This is a genomic window from Flavobacterium sp. MMS24-S5, assembly GCF_050320125.1.
Classification (GTDB): Bacteria; Bacteroidota; Bacteroidia; order Flavobacteriales; family Flavobacteriaceae; genus Flavobacterium; species Flavobacterium tyrosinilyticum.
Genome location: NZ_CP190016.1, coordinates 4,195,884 through 4,212,485, shown reverse-complemented (window position 1 = coordinate 4,212,485; position 16,602 = coordinate 4,195,884). Strand labels below are relative to the sequence as shown.

The window sequence follows — 16,602 nt, the reverse complement described above, 5'->3', positions numbered from 1 at the left end:
TTTGAGAACTTAAAACTCTCAAAGAATTTAAAAAAGCCTTTGCGCTCTTTGCGGTTAAAAAAATTGGAATTTGGAATTTAAGAATTGGAATTTTAATCATTTAGATTTAATTAAAATGTCATGGGTAAAATAGGCGGATTTAAAGAATATAACAGAGCCGATGAAAGTAATTTAGCAGTAGCAGAACGTGTTTCTAACTACAACGAATTTACTATTCCGGTACCAAAAGATAAATTAAAAGAACAAGGATCAAGATGTATGGACTGTGGAATTCCTTTTTGCCACAGTGGTTGTCCGTTAGGAAATTTAATTCCTGACTTCAACGATATGGTGCATCAGGAAGAATGGCAAAGCGCGTTAGAGATTTTACAATCTACTAATAACTTCCCTGAATTTACAGGACGCTTATGCCCTGCTCCATGTGAGAAATCATGTGTATTAGGAATCATCAAAGATCCAGTTTCTATCGAAAACATCGAAAAAAGCATTGTAGAAAGAGGTTTCGCTGAAGGGTGGATTAAACCACAAGCGCCAAAAACAAGAACTGGTAAAACAGTTGCTGTTATTGGTTCAGGTCCTGCAGGTCTTGCAGCGGCTCAGCAATTAAACAGAGCTGGTCACACGGTTACTGTTTTTGAAAGAGACAACGCAATTGGAGGTTTATTACGTTACGGAATTCCTAATTTTAAATTAGAAAAAGGAATCATCGACCGTCGTGTAGCTATTCTAGAAGCAGAAGGAATCACTTTCAAAACTAACGTAAACGTTGGTGTAAACTTCAGTGTTGAAGAATTAAACCAATTCGATTCTATCGTTTTATGCGGAGGAGCAACTGAAAGAAGAAGCTTGCCAACTAAAGGAATCGAAAGCAAAGGCGTTGTTCAAGCAATGGATTTCTTGACTCAACAAACTAAAGTTTTATACGGAGAATCAATTCCAGACCAAGTAAAAGCAACTGGTAAAGATGTAATCGTTATTGGTGGTGGAGATACTGGTTCTGACTGTATTGGAACTTCTAACAGACATGGAGCTAAATCGGTAACTAACTTTGAGATTTTACCAAAACCTCCTGTTGGAAGAAGCGAATCAACTCCTTGGCCTTTCTGGCCGTTGCAGCTTAAAACATCTTCTTCTCACGAAGAAGGTTGTGACAGAAACTGGTTAATCAACACAAAAGAATTCATTTCTAACGATAAAGGCGAATTAACTGGATTAAAAACTGTTGAAGTGCAATGGAAAATGACTCCTGGTCAGCGTCCAGAATTAATCGAAAAAGAAGGTTCTGAGAAAATCTGGCCTTGCGATTTAGCTTTATTAGCGCTTGGATTTACAGGTTCAGAGAAAACGTTAAGCGAGCAATTAGGAATCGAAACTGATATGAGAAGCAACTATAAAGCGCATAATTATCAGACAAACGTTCCTCACATTTTCACTGCTGGTGATATGAGAAGAGGACAATCATTAATCGTGTGGGCTATTTCAGAAGGTCGCGAAGCAGCAAGAGAAGTAGATTTGTTCTTAATGGGCTCTACCAACTTGCCTACTAAAGGAAAAGGAGATCTTCCTAGCCTATAAAAACCGAATAAAAATACAACACATACTACTAACAAACCCTTGAATTAATAATTCAGGGGTTTTGTTTTTGCTATAATTTTTTTCGCCACGACCCGAGCGATAGCGAACAGGCGAAGCAATTTACAAATTTTCACTAATTTTTCTTTTCTCTTTGGTTTCTATAATCAAATATAACCCGTGGTTTCAACCACGGGGACACAATATATGATTGCGTTCAATCCGCAACGTTTCCCGTGGTTGAAACCACGGGCTATATTTTAGCATTTTGCGAAAATCCAAAATTGAAAATTCGTGAAAATTCGTGAAATTCGTGGCAAACAAAATAATCTGTGCAAATCCTTTCAATCTGTGGCAAAAAACAATTTTAACAGCATTTAAGAATAAGTTAATTCACGAATTCGAGACAAAAAAACTTAGTAACTTAGCATCCTACAACCTTAGCACCTTTAAAAAGGTTATAAAATCTCAAAAACAGCAACTTTTTGTTTGAAATAAAACAATTTGTTATAATTTGTTATTTTTCTACAAATTATTTGCTGATAGATAAAAGTGTAATAACTTTGCCCAAAATGATTTAAAAATGCAAGCAAAAGATTTACTGCAGTTAGCAGACCAATTTGGAAGTCCATTGTATGTTTACGATGCTGAAAAAATCCAATCTCAGTACAACAGATTAACTAAAGCTTTCTCTAAGGTAGAAAACTTAAGAGTTAATTACGCCATGAAGGCATTGTCAAACGTTGCGATTCTACAGTTATTAAAGAACATGGGGTCTGGTTTAGACACTGTATCAATTCAGGAAGTTCAGTTAGGACTTCATGCTGGCTATGAACCCGAAAGAATTTTCTTTACACCAAACGGCGTTTCTCTAGAAGAAATCGAAGAAGTTGCCGCAATGGGTGTACAAATCAATATCGACAATTTATCTATTCTGGAGCAATTCGGAACAAAACATCCACATATTCCGGTATGTATTCGTATCAATCCACACGTAATGGCGGGCGGAAACGCTAACATTTCTGTTGGACATATCGATAGTAAATTCGGAATTTCTGTTCACCAGATTCCGCATATTTTGCGAATTGTTGAAAATACAAAAATGAGCATTGTTGGAATTCACATGCACACAGGATCTGATATTTTAGATATCGAAGTATTCTTGTATGCTGCTGAAATCTTATTTGACACGGCAAAACATTTCAAAGATTTACAATTCTTAGATTTCGGAAGTGGATTCAAAGTTCCTTACAAAAAAGACGATATCGAAACAGACATCGAAGAACTAGGTAAAAAATTATCAAAAAGATTCAATGCTTTCTGTACTGAATATGGAAGAGAATTAACTTTGATTTTCGAACCAGGAAAATTCTTGGTAAGCGAAGCAGGTCATTTCTTAGTAAAAGTAAACGTAGTAAAACAAACAACCTCAACAGTTTTTGCTGGAGTTGATAGTGGATTCAACCACTTAATTCGTCCAATGTTGTACGGATCTTCACACCATATTGAAAACATCTCAAACCCAAAAGGAAAAGAGCGTTTTTACTCAGTTGTAGGATACATTTGCGAAACTGATACTTTTGCAAACAACCGCAGAATTCAGGAAATTACTGAAGGAGACATTTTATCTTTCAGAAATGCAGGAGCTTACTGTTTCTCAATGTCATCCAACTACAACTCAAGATACAAACCAGCCGAAGTTCTTTGGATGAACGGTCAAGGAATCTTGATTCGTCAAGCTGAAACATTTGAAGATTTACTTAAAAATCAAATTCCGTTGCCAGAAGAAGTTGCTGCTACGGTTTAACAATAGAAAAAAAGAGAATATCACTTTAATCCCGTTTCTTAATTGAGGCGGGATTTTTTTATTTCAGATTTTTGAGTTCAGATTTTAGATTGGTTTACATAATTAAGTTAATCTTCGCTTTTCACACAAATAAAAAAGTCATCTCAATTCATTATATTTGTACGAAATTTTTTATTTAAATGAATTACTGTAAATATGACCTTACGAAAGATGAATCATCCACAATATTTAATTTTGTAAGTGTTGGAATAAAAGGAAGTTTTAGAAAAGTGGTTGCTTACACTCCAACTAAAAACCCTTCTATCTATAATCTTGGTTTTGGAAACTTAAAATACGCCCCATCAATAAAAAAGTATATTATAGATGATCAAGTTATAAATGACAATGGAGACATTAGGATTGTTTTGGCAACTGTAGCCCAAACTGTATATGAATTTACAAAGACAAATCCAGAAATAGCAGTGTTCTTTAAAGGCAGTGATGTTAGAAGAACAAATACTTACAAAAGAGCTATAATGTTAAATCTTGAGGAATTATCAGAAACTTTTGATATATTTGGTGCCAGAATGATTGAAAATAATAAAATCATAGATGAGCCATTTGATTATAAAAAAGACTATGATGGTTTTTTAATTAAAAGGAAAAGAAGATGAAAAGTGTAAAAAAAATAATTAAGACTAAGAGATTAACTACAAAAGACTCAAAGATTATTGTTGACACATCTCTCAATAATCTTAAAAATATTGAGTTTCAATCTGGAAAACAAGATGAAATTAATAAAATCGAGTTTAAACTAAGCTTTTAATCTTAAAACCAAAATATCATCGAAGTCCCGTTTCTTAATTGAGGCGGGATTTTTTTATTTTAGATTTTTGAGTTCAGATTTTAGATTCCTAAACATCTGTCAGGCTGAGCGAAGTCGAAGCCCACGCAAAGTAATTACAATATTTGTCATTTGACAAGAATAAGAGTAGACTTGATCCAAAATAAAAAATATTTAATATCTTACCTGAATACTTTCAATACTTACAAAAATGGACTTTGAAGTACTTAACATACGAAAAATAGACTCCTCAACTGGAAATTTCAAATTACATGAAGACTATATTCTTTCGTATGACCAGTTTGACGGTTGGACAGAAAGATTATTAAGATTAGGAATTTATATTGATATCATTTTTGAATGTAAGATCGACATGACCTTTCGTACAAAAAAATTTGAGAAATTTGAAAAGCTATTCGAATGCGAAATACCTTCTGAAATTAAAAACATAATTTTAGAAATACAAAAACTCGATCATTTAGAATTGAAACATTATTATTCTGATATATTTATGGACGAACCAAGGCAAGGAAGATTATGTTATTAATCATTTGGGCAAATCACACAATATCAGAATAGGAAATTTGTTCAAAAAGCCGCAACCTGAAAATTCATCCGAAAAATTATTTTTTGACTTAATTGAACTTTTTGAAAAATGGCGAGAAGAAATTTATCAGCAATGTTTAAACGAATTAACACCATCCAATCAAATTCCCATTAATGAAAAGCGTAAACGAAGAAGATAAAAGTTTTTAAAAGAAAAATTAAAATTCTATCAGAAAAAACATCTTTTTACTTTATTCAAATAATCAAAATTTTAAATACCTTTGAAATTATGAGCACGACATCAAAACCAAAACATATCGGCAGAAACATCAGCCGAATCAGAGAGCTTCGAGGTATGAAGCAGGAAGCGCTTGCGCAGGCAATTGGTACAAATCAGCAGGCAATTTCTGGTATTGAAGGAAGTGAAACTATTGATGATTCTAAACTTTCAAAAATTGCAGAAGCACTTGGCGTTACCATTGAAGCTATTAAAAGTTTTTCGGAAGAAAATGTATTTAACTATTTTAATACTTTTAATGAATCTGTTACAGGAAGTTTTATAACTAATAATTCATGCAATTTCAACCCACTTGATAAAGTTGTAGAACTTTACGAGCGTTTGGTTCAGGCTGAAAAAGACAAAGTAGAGTATTTAGAAAAATTACTAAAAGGAAAATAATTACTCAAGAATATAAATTTTACAAAAGCACAGAGATTTACTTTGTGCTTTTTTTAAGCCCAGAAACAAAATGTCATATCTTCTTCTTGCCCTTTTTATTGTCCTACTAAATTGCTCCATTTTTTATTTTCTAAAATCTGAAAATGGACTAAAAAAAATACTTTTGTACGCATTAGTCTATTTTGTAATTGCAATAGTTTTTACCAAAATTTATACTTTACTAAACATCGAAGAAATGCCAAATGGCTTTGCGTTTTTTGTACTTTTTATGTTTAGCTGGTCAATCGTATTAATGCATTTCTTAAAAACCTTGAATAACAGAAGAGTAAATATTGCAAAACAATTACAGATAGAAAACAATAAACTTATTAATTCTTCTGCTTATCTCACACTTATTACGATATCTATAACTGCATTTCAATTGTATTTAATTTTATCAAAAACTATTAATGTTTTTAGAAGTTAGCTATAATTGTAAAATCAAATTCAGCAAATAAAAAAAATAACTCTTGGACATTAAAAAAATTTATCGAAGATTCTTTTATATCAACACAAGGTCAATAAACAGTTGGCAAGCCACCACTTCGATTTCAATACACGAATCATTATTAATATTTTTAATTTCACTAATTCTTAAGAAAATTTTTCTACCTAATTTAAAAATTAGTGAGCCATTTATTTTTATCGCTTTTCTTGTTCTCTTTTTTGTTTTTAAATATTTTAATGATCGAACTTTTAATAAAAAAAATAAAGAATATACAGCAGAATGGCTACAAGAAACCAAAAGAAGCAGAATGTTATATAGAATTAGTAATGTTGCATTTCAAATTTTTCTTTTCTCCACATGCATTATTATTTTAATGTATTTAGATAACAAATTATAACAATATAGAAATCAAAATAATCCCCAAAAGCAATGAAACCTACAATCCTACTATCAACACTTTTCCTACTATTCACAGCAAATTCATTCAGTCAAACCCTAGCCGATTTAAAACTAAAACCAAAAGAAATTCCAAAAGGCGGTTATATGGTAAGCGACGGTAATATTTGCATTACGCCACAAGCCTGTACTTTTTATAATGATATTGAAACGTACAGCAATATTGTGGGAACTATAAAAAGTAAAGCGATTCAGAGTTTTAAAAGCAAAGCAGATCGCGGTTCTATTATGTATTTTGAATTTGATCATGTTTTTAAAGGCGATAGATTCCTGCAAGGTTTACTTTGGGGAAAAGCTGGCGAACCAACGCCTGAACATCCAGAAGAATATATAGCAAAAGGTCGATTTCTAGTAATTTGGAGTCTGCAGCCAGATAGTCCGTTAAAAGAAAAATCGGAAACTAAAGTCGAGGCACTTTTAGAATAAAAAAATCCCGTTTCAATAAAGAAACGGGATTTTTTAATATATCTTAAAACAGTGATTACACATTTTTTCGCAAAAACTTGAACAACAAATACAACAGATAAAATAAAAAGATGCAAAATGCAATAATTAAAAACTGCCAAATAAATAACCCAAACTGAAAATCATTAATTAATTTATCCATAATTTTATCTTTTTAAAGCTTTCATTTTCTGACAAGCAAATAAACAAAAAAAAATCTTACACTTTTAAAAATAAAAATTACAAAAAATGAAACCACAAGTTCGAATCCTGATCTACTCTATTCTTTTCTTTTTATACCTTACTTCTACGCATTTTTTTCTTGAATTAAATGAGAAATTTAAAGGTGATGGATTTGTAACTCTTGGAGCTGGCTTTGGTATCCTGAATCTTATTTATGCTTTTACAGCCCTAAAATGGAAACCTTTACTTAATGTACTTTGTGCTATTGGAATCGCAGCTTTGGCTATGTTTCTGGCTTTACAATTTACCAATTTGCATCTGCTTGTAAATTATGATCCGTATCAGGTTAAAACGGCCATATTTGCGAATGCTGTTCTTTCTATTATTTTTTGGGAAATTGTATATCAGGTAAAGATTAGAAAATCTAAATAAATATATTTTTCAATTGCCTCCAGCTTTAGCAGGAGCTTAATAATAAAGTCTTTCTCATAGGGCTTTAGCCAAATCTTTTTTTGGCTAAAGCCTTTTTACTTTTATCAAATATACCTCCAGCTAAAGCTGGAGGCAATTCATTTACAATTACTAATATTGCTTAAATACTTAAAAAATAATTCATTAGATTTACCCTTAAGTATTTAAAAATCAAACCCATGAAACGACAGCCATCAATCGACATTGTCCGCGGAATTGTAATGATTATTATGGCGCTTGATCATGTTCGAGATTTGATGCATGTTGATTCTATTACGCAAAGTCCAACCGATTTAACAACTACTTCACCTTTACTGTTTTTTACGCGTTTTATAACTCATTTATGCGCGCCTACTTTTGTTTTTCTGGCCGGAACTTCGGTTTATCTTTCGCTTCAAAACAAAAATAATGTTTCCGAAACCAGAAAGTTTTTACTCAAAAGAGGAATTTGGTTAGTTGTCCTTGAATTTACAATTGTCAATTTTGGTTTATTCTTCGATATTGGTTTTCATTCTCTTTTGTTTGAAGTGATTGCAACAATAGGTTTTGGTTTTATCATTTTAAGTGCATTACTGAAAATCCGTTCACAGACATTAGGAATTATTGGACTTCTTATACTCTTTTTTCACAACCTCACACCGCTTATTCCATTTGCAGAAAATTCGATTTTAAAAACTGCTTTAACACCGCTATTTAGTCCAATAGTATTTCCGTTTTCAGGAAGAGCTTTTATAATGGGTTATCCACCGATTCCGTGGCTTGGAATTATGCTTGTTGGTTTTGCAACTGGTAAATTCTTTGAATGGACTGAAGAGAAAAGAAAACAACTATTTACAAAAATTGGTTTAACCGCATTAGTCTTATTTATCATAATTCGTTTTGTAAATATTTATGGAGATCCAGCTTTATGGACTACACAAAAAAATGTCGTTTTTAATTTTTTGTCATTTATTAATGTGACAAAATATCCTCCTTCTCTCCTATTTTGTTTAGCAACTTTAGGAATTATGTTTTTGCTTCTAGCATTTGCAGAACAATTCACAAACAGAATCAAAAAAGTGTCTTTGGTCTACGGGAAAGTACCTTTATTTTATTTTGTCGTTCATTTTTATGTTATTCATTTTCTCACACTCCTTATGCTTTTTGTGCAAGGTTTCAGTTTTTCGCAATTTGAATTTGCAACCGGAACTTTTGGAAGGCCAAAAGGCATAGAAAGCGGTTTATCTCTTTGGTTAATTTATCTAATTTGGATTTTTGTTGTTGTGCTACTTTATAAACCTTGCCAATGGTTTGGAAAATATAAATCGGAACATAAATATTGGTGGCTACAATACATTTAAAATTCATCAAAAGTCAGCACAAAAATTCATTGCGTCATTTAAGAACTACTAAAAAACACTTTAGATTCTGTACGTATTTTTTTATATTAGCCTTGAATTTTTCAAAGCCAAAATAATAAAATAATGAAAATCCAAACTTTATTGCTTTTGTCCCTAATTGCAATTTCATGTAAAAATGAAACTAAAACCGAAACACCCTCAACTACTCAAAAAGATATTTTAGAAGTCGCATTAAAACCTAAAACTAATGGTGAAATTAACATTGAGGAAGCTGATACATTGGTAATTTCTAAGAAACATAAAACCAACCAAATAAGTTGCGATTTAGACGGAGACGGAAAAAACGAACTCGTAGAAATTATCAGAAGTACAAAAAGTGACAAAAGCGGTCTAAAAATAACTTTTGGAAATAACAAAAGAACAGATTATTTCGGATTCGGAAATACTGTTTTAAATCAAGGTTTTGACGAAATTGACTGGGTCGGAACATTTGAGAAAGCACCAAAAGGAGAAATCGTCTGGAACAATGTAAACGATGACGGTGAAATTATGGGCGATGAAGAAGTTAAAGAAGAAGATAAAATAAAACTTCCAAATGATGGGATTTTTATTCATGCCGAAGAAAGCTGTGGAGGCGGAATTATTTATCTAAAAAACGGAAAATACGAGTGGATTCAGCAGGAATAAGCTCATAAATATAAACTCCTAAATTATTGAATATGAAAAGTACAGTAGAAATTGCCAATCGTTTTAGAGAAGTCATTTTAAACGGAACTTGGATTGCGAACACCAATTTTAAAGATCAGCTCGAAAATCTAGATTGGAAAATTGCAGTTAGTCCCGTTCAGAACTTAAATACAATTGCGGTTTTGGCGCAGCATATTCATTACTATATAAACGGAATCAATCAGGTTTTTAAAGGCGGAACTTTGGACATAAAAGACAAATTTAGTTTTGATTTTCCGTCAATTCATTCTCAAGAACAATGGAATTTTTTTCTAACTCGATTCTGGAATGATGCTGAAGAATTTGCGTCTTTAGTAGAACAAATGCCAGTCGGAAAACTGGATGAAGGTTTTGTAGAAGTCCAGTACGGAACTTATAAAAGAAATATCGAAGCTATGATTGAACATAGTTATTATCATTTAGGGCAAATTGTTTTGATTAAAAAACAGCTTAACAACTTAACGTAAAATTTTCTTTCAAATCATTAAAAGTCATTAAATTAGAGTTCAACTTTAAAAATTTAAAAATGAAAAAATTAATCTTAGCATTTCTGTTTTTAATTGGCTTATCTGCATCAGCGCAAACTTCTAAAGAACTTATTGGAAAATGGCAATTGGTAAAATGGACTAAAAACGGAAAAGAAAAAAGCATTGAAAAACGTTTTAAAACAGATCAGGTTTTTCAGGTTTTTAAAGAAAATGGTGATTTTGAAAGCATTATTGGCGACGAATCGCACAAAGCAAAATGGAAATTATCTAAAGACAATTCTCAATTGACCATTGTTTCTGTTATTCTGCCGGTTGTGTTTACGATAAATTCTTTTGACAGTCAGAAACGTGTTATAACCAATCCTGAAGTGGGTACTTTTGAATATAAAAAAGTGGAAGAATAAGTTAGTTTTTTCTTGTTTCCTCTGAAAAACAAAAGCTGTAATCTAGCCCCGATGGAAGCGGTATCTCCCGATTTAGAAAAACAAGGCTATTTCAGCCGTAGTTTTTGTTAATCGGGAATTTAGCGGACAGCGGGAGTAAACGTTCTTATGAAAATAGCTTTTTCTGCTCCTTAAATAAATTAGAAAAAGGCATAGTTGTTGAAAGTTAAATAAAATATATTTGCAACTTCAAAAGACACACTATGCAAAAAATTACTTTTCTCGTTTCTATATTGTTTTTAGCCCTTTCTTCTTGTGGGGTAAAAACAACACAATCAATGCTTAGCGACGGAAATTACGACGGTGCAATTGATCGCGCTGTTGAAGCGCTTCGCACCAAAAAAGATTCTAAAGGAAAACAAGATTATGTTTATCTGTTGGAAGAAGCCTTTGCAAAAGCCAAAGACCGCGATTTGCGTAATCTAGAAATGCTGAACAAAGACAATAATCCGGCAAATGCCGAACGTATCTATAATACTTATGTACAGCTAAATAATCGTCAGGAAAAAATTAGACCTATTTTGCCTTTGCCTTTATTGAAGCTGGGACGAAATGCAAATTTTCCGTTTGATAATTATTCGAATGAGATTGTAAATAGCAAAAATGCACTTTCGAAATATTTATATGAAAACGCATCTACTCTTTTGAAATCAAATAACAAATTGGATTTTAGAAAAGCGTATGACGATTTTGCCTATTTGGAAAGCATTAATCCTGGCTACAAAAACACCAAAAAATTGATGGATGACGCTCAGTTTAAAGGAACTGATTTTGTCGATGTTTATGCCAAAAATGAAACCGAAATGGTGATTCCGAAAATGCTTCAGGAAGATTTATTGGATTTTAAAACCTACGGATTAAACGATAAATGGACGGTTTATCATAGCACAAGACAAAAAAATGTGTCGTACGATTATAGTTTGATTCTTAATTTCAGACAAATTGCGATTTCGCCAGAACAAATTAAAGAGAAAGAATTTGTTAAAGAAAGACAAGTTAAAGATGGCGTAAAAACGCTTTTGGACAACCGCGGAAGACCTGTAAAGGACAGTTTAGGTAAAGAAATTAAAGTGGATAATTATAAAACACTTCGTGCAACGGTTTATGAATTCAGACAATTTAAGTCTTGTTTGGTAACAGCAAAAGTTGATTATGTAGATTTAAAAAGCAATCAGCTGGTGCAGACTTTCCCGATAAGTAGCGAATATGTTTTTGAAAATGTGTATTCGACTTACAAAGGGAATAGAAACGCTTGCGATGATAATTATTTAGGGTATTTTGACAAACGCGCTATTGCTTTTCCGAACAACGAACAGATGGTGTATGATACAGGTGAAGACCTGAAAGCCAAGCTAAAAGACATCATTGTAAAGAATAAATTTAGAAGGTAATTATATAACACAATTATAAAGAAAAAGGTGCATTTTTGATGCGCCTTTTTTTTTGCTTTAAACTTTTTCAATAAAAAAATGTCTTTTTGAATTGCGCAACCAAAAAGTTGCGTATATTTGCAACTGATTAGTTGCGAATAAATATTCAAAGAAAATGAAAAGAGATATTTTTCAAGCTATTGCCGATCCGACAAGAAGGGCAATATTGGTTTTGATTTCCTCAACTGCATTAACGCCAAATTCTATTGCAGAGCAGTTTCAAACTACAAGACAAGCGGTTTCTAAACACATTAAAATATTGAATGAATGTGATTTATTGGAAGAAAAGAAATTGGGCAGAGAAATTTATTATCAGCTCAAAATAGAAAAAATGAAAGAAGTTGATGAATGGCTGGAGCAATTTAAGGCAATTTGGGAACAGCGTTTTAGTCAATTGGATCAAGTATTACTTAACTTAAAATCTAAAGAAAATGAAAACTGATTTATTAATGAATTTTTCTGTAGACAAGGAAAATAAAAGAGTGAGCGTAAAACGCGAATTCGATGCTCCGTTATCAAATGTTTGGTCTGCATGGACAGAACCTGAAATTCTAGATTTATGGTGGGCGCCAGCTCCGTTTAAATCTAAAACCAAAAACATGGAGTTTAAAGAAGGCGGTAGAAGATTATATGCCATGGTTGGTTCCGACGGTGCAGAGCGCTGGAGTTATTTTGAATATTCTTCAATTTCTCCTAAAACAAACTTTAAACATTCTGCTACTTTTTCTGATGCCGAAGGAAATCCGAATTCTGAATTTGGAAGTTCGTTTTGGGATATTACTTTTTCTGAACAAGGCACTTCGACAATTGTTGACATTGTGATAAAACGTGACAGTTTTGAAGAACTGCAAAAAATAATTGAAATGGGCTTTAAAGAAGGATTTACTTCTGCAATGCAAGGTTTGGACAAAATCTTAGCAGAAAAATAAAGTCAGTTCAGCCGAATTATTATTAACGAATTTAAAATCTAAAGAAAATGAAATCAAATCTTTTAATGAATTTTACTGTTGATAAGGAAACTAAGACTGTCAATGTAAAACGTGAATTTAATGCTTCGCTTCCTCAAGTTTGGTCTGCTTGGACTGAACCTCAGATTCTAGATTTGTGGTGGGCACCAGCACCGTGGAAATCGGAAACAAAAAGTATGGAATTTAAAGAAGGCGGACGCAGATTGTATGCCATGGTTGGACCAGAAGGCGAAAAGCATTGGGCCATTGCTGATTTTACTTCAATTAGTCCGAAAACTAATTTTAAATATTTAGATGCTTTTAGCGATAGCGAAGGAAATTTAAACAAAGAATTTCCACGTTCTGACTGGGATGTGACTTTTTCTGAAAAAGACGGTTCTACTTTTGTAGATGTTGTTATTAAACATGAAAAACTATCTGATTTGGAAATGATTATCCAAATGGGCTTCAAAGAAGGTTTTACTATTACAATGGAAGGTTTGGATGCTATTTTTGCAGAAAAAGCAAAATAATTATCCAATTACACAAAAAAGGCCAAAACAAAAGAAGAATTTACTGATATTAAAATTGTAATTTCGTTTTACATAAACATTTTTACTTTACTATCAATGAACAAATTTTTTGCTCTGGCCTTTTTGCTTTTTTCTTCTACTTTAGCATTCAGCCAAAAGAATAAAACTAAAACCATAGAAACTTCAAAGCCTTTTGTTTTAGGAGTTATCGACGAAATTCAATCGAAAGAATTAGACGAAAAAAGAATTCTAAACATTTATCTTCCGGAAGGCTATAATCCAACTGAAGCTACAAAATACCCCGTAATTTATTTACTTGACGGTTCTGCCGACGAAGATTTTATTCATATTTCTGGATTGGTACAGTTTAATAGTTTTGAATGGATCAATCAAGTTCCAAAATCAATTGTGGTAGGAATTGCAACAGTTGACAGAAGACGCGATTTTACTTTTCCTACTACTATCGAAAAAGATAAAACTCGTTTTCCTACAACTGGCCATTCGGATCAGTTTATTGCTTTTATCGAAAAAGAACTACAACCTTTTATTGAAAAAAAATACAAGACAAACGATTTTAAAACCATCATCGGCCAATCTCTTGGCGGATTATTAGGCACTGAAATTCTGCTTAAAAAACCAGCTCTTTTTAATAAATACGTTATTGTAAGTCCGAGTTTATGGTGGAACAATGGTTCTTTGCTAGATTTAGATGCTGAAATGCTGAAAGAAAATTTTACACAGCCAACCGAAATTTATATTGCTGTCGGCAAGGAAGGATTAGCTCCAACAGCAATTCCGCATGTTATGGAAGTTGATGCTAACTTACTGGCAGAAAAACTAAAAGCATCTAAAAGTAAAAACGTAAAAACTTTCTTCGACTATTTCCCCGAAGAAAACCACGGATTGATTCTGCATACAGCTGTTTCTAATTCGTTTAAATTCTTTTATCCGAAAAGTAAAGAATAGACCTTATTATATTGTAAAATGTGAAATGTGAGATGTAGTAATATACTAAAGCCTTCATTTCACATTTCACATTTCACAATCAACAATTTACCCAAGCCACCCTTCTCTATCCAGACTTCTGTATTGAATTGCCTCAGCAATATGCGAAGAAACAATATTTTCTGAATGATCTAAATCGGCAATGGTTCTCGAAACTTTCAAAATTCGATCGTAAGCTCTGGCAGAAAGATTGAGCCTTTCCATAGCTGTTTTTAACAATTCTTTTGAAGCTTCATCTAAAACACAATATTCTCGAATTAGTTTACTGCTCATTTGTGCATTGTAATGAACATTTTCTACCGTTTCAAATCGTTTGGTTTGAATTTCTCGTGCTGCTGTAACTCGTTTGCGAATTTCTACACTGCTTTCAGATTTTCGCTCATCTGATAATTTCTCAAACGGAACTGGAGTAACTTCTATATGAATATCGATTCTGTCTAATAATGGCCCTGAAATCTTACTCATATAACGTTGCATTTCGTGCGGTGAAGAAGTATTGGGCATACTTGGATCATTAAAGAATCCGCTCGGACTTGGATTCATACTTGCCACTAGCATAAAAGACGACGGATAGGTTATAGTAAATTTTGCGCGCGAAATTGTTACTTCACGATCTTCCAAAGGCTGACGCATCACTTCTAAAACATCGCGTTTGAATTCTGGCAATTCATCCAAAAATAAAACACCATTATGCGCCATCGAGATTTCTCCTGGCTGAGGGTAACTTCCGCCTCCGACCAAAGCGACATTAGAAATCGTATGATGCGGGCTTCTAAAAGGTCTTTGATTCATCAATCCGACTTCTTTTAATTTTCCTGCAACGCTATGAATTTTGGTAGTTTCTAAAGCTTCCCGCAAAGTCATTGGCGGTAAAATACTCGGAACACGTTTGGCCAGCATTGTTTTTCCTGCTCCTGGTGGGCCAATCAAAATGATGTTATGTCCACCAGCTGCTGCAATTTCCATACAGCGTTTAATACTTTCTTGTCCGCGAACGTCTGAAAAATCATGTTCAGGAAAATCCAGTGTTTTATAAAATTCCGCTCTTGTATCGATAACTGTAGGCTGAAGCGTTCCTTTTCCCGCAAAGAAATCAACAATTTCTTTTAGATTTTCAACTCCATAGACATCTAACCCCGCTACGATAGCTGCTTCTTTTACATTCTGAATTGGGAGAAAAAATCCTTTATAACCTTCCTCTTTGGCTTTGATTGCAATGGGTAACGCTCCGCGAATAGGCTGTAAACTTCCATCCAAAGAAAGTTCTCCCATAATAATATAGCGTTCAATTTCTGGCGCTTTAATCTGATCTGAACCGACCAAAATTCCCATTGCCAATGTCAAATCATATGAAGAACCTTCTTTTCTAAGGTCGGCAGGCGCCATATTGACTGTAATTTTCTTTCCCGGAAAACTAAATCCGTTATTCTTTAAAGCAGCGGCAATTCTAAAACTGCTCTCTTTTATAGCATTATCTGGAAGTCCAACTAAATGATAACCAATTCCTTTATCCATATGAACTTCAACTGTGATAGTTGTGGCTTCAACTCCAAAAACAGCGCTTCCGTAAACTTTTACTAACATAAATAAATTCTTATAAAAAAGTAAAAGTATTTAATTAAATATAATAATTTATTATTTTTGTAAATATTTTATTACTTTTTAAAAATTTAAACAACATTGCAATGAAAAATTTTTCATTTATCCACTTTGGAGAAATTGATATTGACAATCTAGATGAATATTATGAAGCCACTTTTGAATTGGACAGAAATCAAGTCAATATTATCATTAGTTTTGAAAAAAATAAAATTGATTATAGCACCGCGACTTTAATAAATAATTTTCTTTCAAACATTAAACAATATAATTCTCAAAATATAGTCTCGATTGAAAAAAATTATGATAACGGGGATGATAGCACAGTAAAAGATTATGTTGAGTTCCATTTAGAAGAGTTTTATATGAACAAACTATCACAAATTATTGATTTTAGCGACAAGACAATTGAAGTTGAAAAGCAATTTTTAAAAAATTTAAAATTAATAAGAGTAGCATTATCACCAGATGGTGTGTTTGGAAACGAAAATTTCGCAACATTTGATTACACAATTTCAACAGAAATAACAGATGAATTAATTGCTGTATATAGTGACGAGAATAACGCTTTAAAAGATATAGCTTGGGAAAGTTAGATAAGACATTAAAATAAAAAAATAGGA

Annotated in this window: 19 protein-coding genes and 1 pseudogene; 19 read left to right on the top strand and 1 reads right to left on the bottom strand. The window is 32.6% G+C overall.

Annotated features, from left to right (window positions below; genetic code table 11):
• Positions 1-120: 120 nt before the first annotated feature.
• From ACPWTF_RS19350 to ACPWTF_RS19265, 18 genes and pseudogenes are all read left to right on the top strand, one after another.
• Complete coding sequence (locus tag ACPWTF_RS19350; protein WP_427872572.1) at positions 121-1,575, top strand: glutamate synthase subunit beta; 1,455 nt, start codon at positions 121-123, stop codon at positions 1,573-1,575.
• Positions 1,576-2,152: 577 nt separating this feature from the next.
• Positions 2,153-3,379: pseudogene (gene lysA, locus ACPWTF_RS19345) on the top strand (diaminopimelate decarboxylase); the annotation flags it as partial.
• Between the two features lie 179 nt (positions 3,380-3,558).
• Positions 3,559-4,032 carry a DUF6934 family protein gene (locus tag ACPWTF_RS19340; protein WP_427872571.1) on the top strand — a complete coding sequence of 158 codons (474 nt, stop codon included), beginning with the start codon at positions 3,559-3,561 and terminating at the stop codon, positions 4,030-4,032.
• Positions 4,029-4,184: a hypothetical protein gene (locus ACPWTF_RS19335; RefSeq protein ID WP_172426947.1), complete on the top strand. Its 156-nt coding sequence runs from the start codon at positions 4,029-4,031 to the stop codon at positions 4,182-4,184. Before ACPWTF_RS19340 ends, ACPWTF_RS19335 begins: the two co-directional genes overlap by 4 nt.
• Before the next feature lie 229 nt (positions 4,185-4,413).
• Positions 4,414-4,749 (top strand): hypothetical protein, encoded by a 336-nt coding sequence (locus ACPWTF_RS19330; RefSeq protein ID WP_427872570.1) that lies wholly within the window; start codon positions 4,414-4,416, stop codon positions 4,747-4,749.
• Positions 4,750-5,037: 288 nt separating this feature from the next.
• Positions 5,038-5,427 (top strand): helix-turn-helix domain-containing protein, encoded by a 390-nt coding sequence (locus ACPWTF_RS19325; RefSeq protein WP_427872569.1) that lies wholly within the window; start codon positions 5,038-5,040, stop codon positions 5,425-5,427.
• A gap of 163 nt (positions 5,428-5,590) precedes the next feature.
• A complete protein-coding gene (locus ACPWTF_RS19320; protein WP_427872568.1) occupies positions 5,591-5,893 on the top strand; it encodes a hypothetical protein in 303 nt (100 codons plus the stop codon).
• Positions 5,894-6,343: 450 nt separating this feature from the next.
• Complete coding sequence (locus tag ACPWTF_RS19315) at positions 6,344-6,796, top strand: hypothetical protein (RefSeq protein ID WP_427872567.1); 453 nt, start codon at positions 6,344-6,346, stop codon at positions 6,794-6,796.
• Between the two features lie 267 nt (positions 6,797-7,063).
• Positions 7,064-7,429 carry a hypothetical protein gene (locus ACPWTF_RS19310; protein ID WP_427872566.1) on the top strand — a complete coding sequence of 122 codons (366 nt, stop codon included), beginning with the start codon at positions 7,064-7,066 and terminating at the stop codon, positions 7,427-7,429.
• Between the two features lie 218 nt (positions 7,430-7,647).
• Positions 7,648-8,808 carry a DUF1624 domain-containing protein gene (locus tag ACPWTF_RS19305; RefSeq protein ID WP_427872565.1) on the top strand — a complete coding sequence of 387 codons (1,161 nt, stop codon included), beginning with the start codon at positions 7,648-7,650 and terminating at the stop codon, positions 8,806-8,808.
• A gap of 123 nt (positions 8,809-8,931) precedes the next feature.
• Positions 8,932-9,495 (top strand): hypothetical protein, encoded by a 564-nt coding sequence (locus ACPWTF_RS19300; RefSeq protein ID WP_427872564.1) that lies wholly within the window; start codon positions 8,932-8,934, stop codon positions 9,493-9,495.
• 32 nt (positions 9,496-9,527) lie between these two features.
• Positions 9,528-10,001 carry a DUF1572 domain-containing protein gene (locus tag ACPWTF_RS19295; RefSeq protein WP_427872563.1) on the top strand — a complete coding sequence of 158 codons (474 nt, stop codon included), beginning with the start codon at positions 9,528-9,530 and terminating at the stop codon, positions 9,999-10,001.
• A 59-nt stretch (positions 10,002-10,060) separates the two neighbouring features.
• A complete protein-coding gene (locus tag ACPWTF_RS19290) occupies positions 10,061-10,426 on the top strand; it encodes a hypothetical protein (protein ID WP_427872562.1) in 366 nt (121 codons plus the stop codon).
• Positions 10,427-10,668: 242 nt separating this feature from the next.
• Positions 10,669-11,856, top strand: coding sequence for a hypothetical protein (locus tag ACPWTF_RS19285; RefSeq protein ID WP_427872561.1), 1,188 nt, complete (start codon positions 10,669-10,671; stop codon positions 11,854-11,856).
• 154 nt (positions 11,857-12,010) lie between these two features.
• Positions 12,011-12,337, top strand: coding sequence for an ArsR/SmtB family transcription factor (locus ACPWTF_RS19280; protein ID WP_427872560.1), 327 nt, complete (start codon positions 12,011-12,013; stop codon positions 12,335-12,337).
• On the top strand, positions 12,327-12,824 hold the full coding sequence (locus tag ACPWTF_RS19275; RefSeq protein WP_427872559.1) for an SRPBCC family protein: 498 nt from the start codon (positions 12,327-12,329) through the stop codon (positions 12,822-12,824). Before ACPWTF_RS19280 ends, ACPWTF_RS19275 begins: the two co-directional genes overlap by 11 nt.
• Positions 12,825-12,871: 47 nt before the next feature.
• Entirely contained in the window at positions 12,872-13,375 is a 504-nt protein-coding gene (locus ACPWTF_RS19270) for an SRPBCC family protein (RefSeq protein WP_427872558.1), read from the top strand.
• A 96-nt stretch (positions 13,376-13,471) separates the two neighbouring features.
• Positions 13,472-14,341 (top strand): alpha/beta hydrolase, encoded by an 870-nt coding sequence (locus tag ACPWTF_RS19265; RefSeq protein WP_427872557.1) that lies wholly within the window; start codon positions 13,472-13,474, stop codon positions 14,339-14,341.
• An 87-nt stretch (positions 14,342-14,428) separates the two neighbouring features.
• On the opposite strand, the gene ACPWTF_RS19260 is transcribed toward ACPWTF_RS19265, so the two are convergent.
• A complete protein-coding gene (locus ACPWTF_RS19260; protein WP_427872556.1) occupies positions 14,429-15,964 on the bottom strand; it encodes a YifB family Mg chelatase-like AAA ATPase in 1,536 nt (511 codons plus the stop codon).
• Between the two features lie 101 nt (positions 15,965-16,065).
• Between ACPWTF_RS19260 and ACPWTF_RS19255 the strand changes: the two genes are divergently transcribed.
• The gene (locus ACPWTF_RS19255) at positions 16,066-16,575 is read left to right on the top strand and encodes a DUF2004 domain-containing protein (protein WP_427872555.1); all 510 of its coding nucleotides are present in this window, start codon (positions 16,066-16,068) and stop codon (positions 16,573-16,575) included.
• Positions 16,576-16,602: the final 27 nt, after the last annotated feature.

Coding starts and splice junctions, on each gene's coding strand:
- ACPWTF_RS19330 (WP_427872570.1), top strand. CDS start 4,414: ATGGACTTTGAAGTACTTAACATACGAAAAATAGACTCCTCAACTGGA.
- ACPWTF_RS19290 (WP_427872562.1), top strand. CDS start 10,061: ATGAAAAAATTAATCTTAGCATTTCTGTTTTTAATTGGCTTATCTGCA.
- ACPWTF_RS19325 (WP_427872569.1), top strand. CDS start 5,038: ATGAGCACGACATCAAAACCAAAACATATCGGCAGAAACATCAGCCGA.
- ACPWTF_RS19315 (WP_427872567.1), top strand. CDS start 6,344: ATGAAACCTACAATCCTACTATCAACACTTTTCCTACTATTCACAGCA.
- ACPWTF_RS19300 (WP_427872564.1), top strand. CDS start 8,932: ATGAAAATCCAAACTTTATTGCTTTTGTCCCTAATTGCAATTTCATGT.
- ACPWTF_RS19260 (WP_427872556.1), bottom strand. CDS start 15,964: ATGTTAGTAAAAGTTTACGGAAGCGCTGTTTTTGGAGTTGAAGCCACA.
- ACPWTF_RS19270 (WP_427872558.1), top strand. CDS start 12,872: ATGAAATCAAATCTTTTAATGAATTTTACTGTTGATAAGGAAACTAAG.
- ACPWTF_RS19280 (WP_427872560.1), top strand. CDS start 12,011: ATGAAAAGAGATATTTTTCAAGCTATTGCCGATCCGACAAGAAGGGCA.
- ACPWTF_RS19310 (WP_427872566.1), top strand. CDS start 7,064: ATGAAACCACAAGTTCGAATCCTGATCTACTCTATTCTTTTCTTTTTA.
- ACPWTF_RS19305 (WP_427872565.1), top strand. CDS start 7,648: ATGAAACGACAGCCATCAATCGACATTGTCCGCGGAATTGTAATGATT.
- ACPWTF_RS19335 (WP_172426947.1), top strand. CDS start 4,029: ATGAAAAGTGTAAAAAAAATAATTAAGACTAAGAGATTAACTACAAAA.
- ACPWTF_RS19255 (WP_427872555.1), top strand. CDS start 16,066: ATGAAAAATTTTTCATTTATCCACTTTGGAGAAATTGATATTGACAAT.
- ACPWTF_RS19265 (WP_427872557.1), top strand. CDS start 13,472: ATGAACAAATTTTTTGCTCTGGCCTTTTTGCTTTTTTCTTCTACTTTA.
- ACPWTF_RS19350 (WP_427872572.1), top strand. CDS start 121: ATGGGTAAAATAGGCGGATTTAAAGAATATAACAGAGCCGATGAAAGT.
- ACPWTF_RS19340 (WP_427872571.1), top strand. CDS start 3,559: ATGAATTACTGTAAATATGACCTTACGAAAGATGAATCATCCACAATA.
- ACPWTF_RS19275 (WP_427872559.1), top strand. CDS start 12,327: ATGAAAACTGATTTATTAATGAATTTTTCTGTAGACAAGGAAAATAAA.
- ACPWTF_RS19285 (WP_427872561.1), top strand. CDS start 10,669: ATGCAAAAAATTACTTTTCTCGTTTCTATATTGTTTTTAGCCCTTTCT.
- ACPWTF_RS19295 (WP_427872563.1), top strand. CDS start 9,528: ATGAAAAGTACAGTAGAAATTGCCAATCGTTTTAGAGAAGTCATTTTA.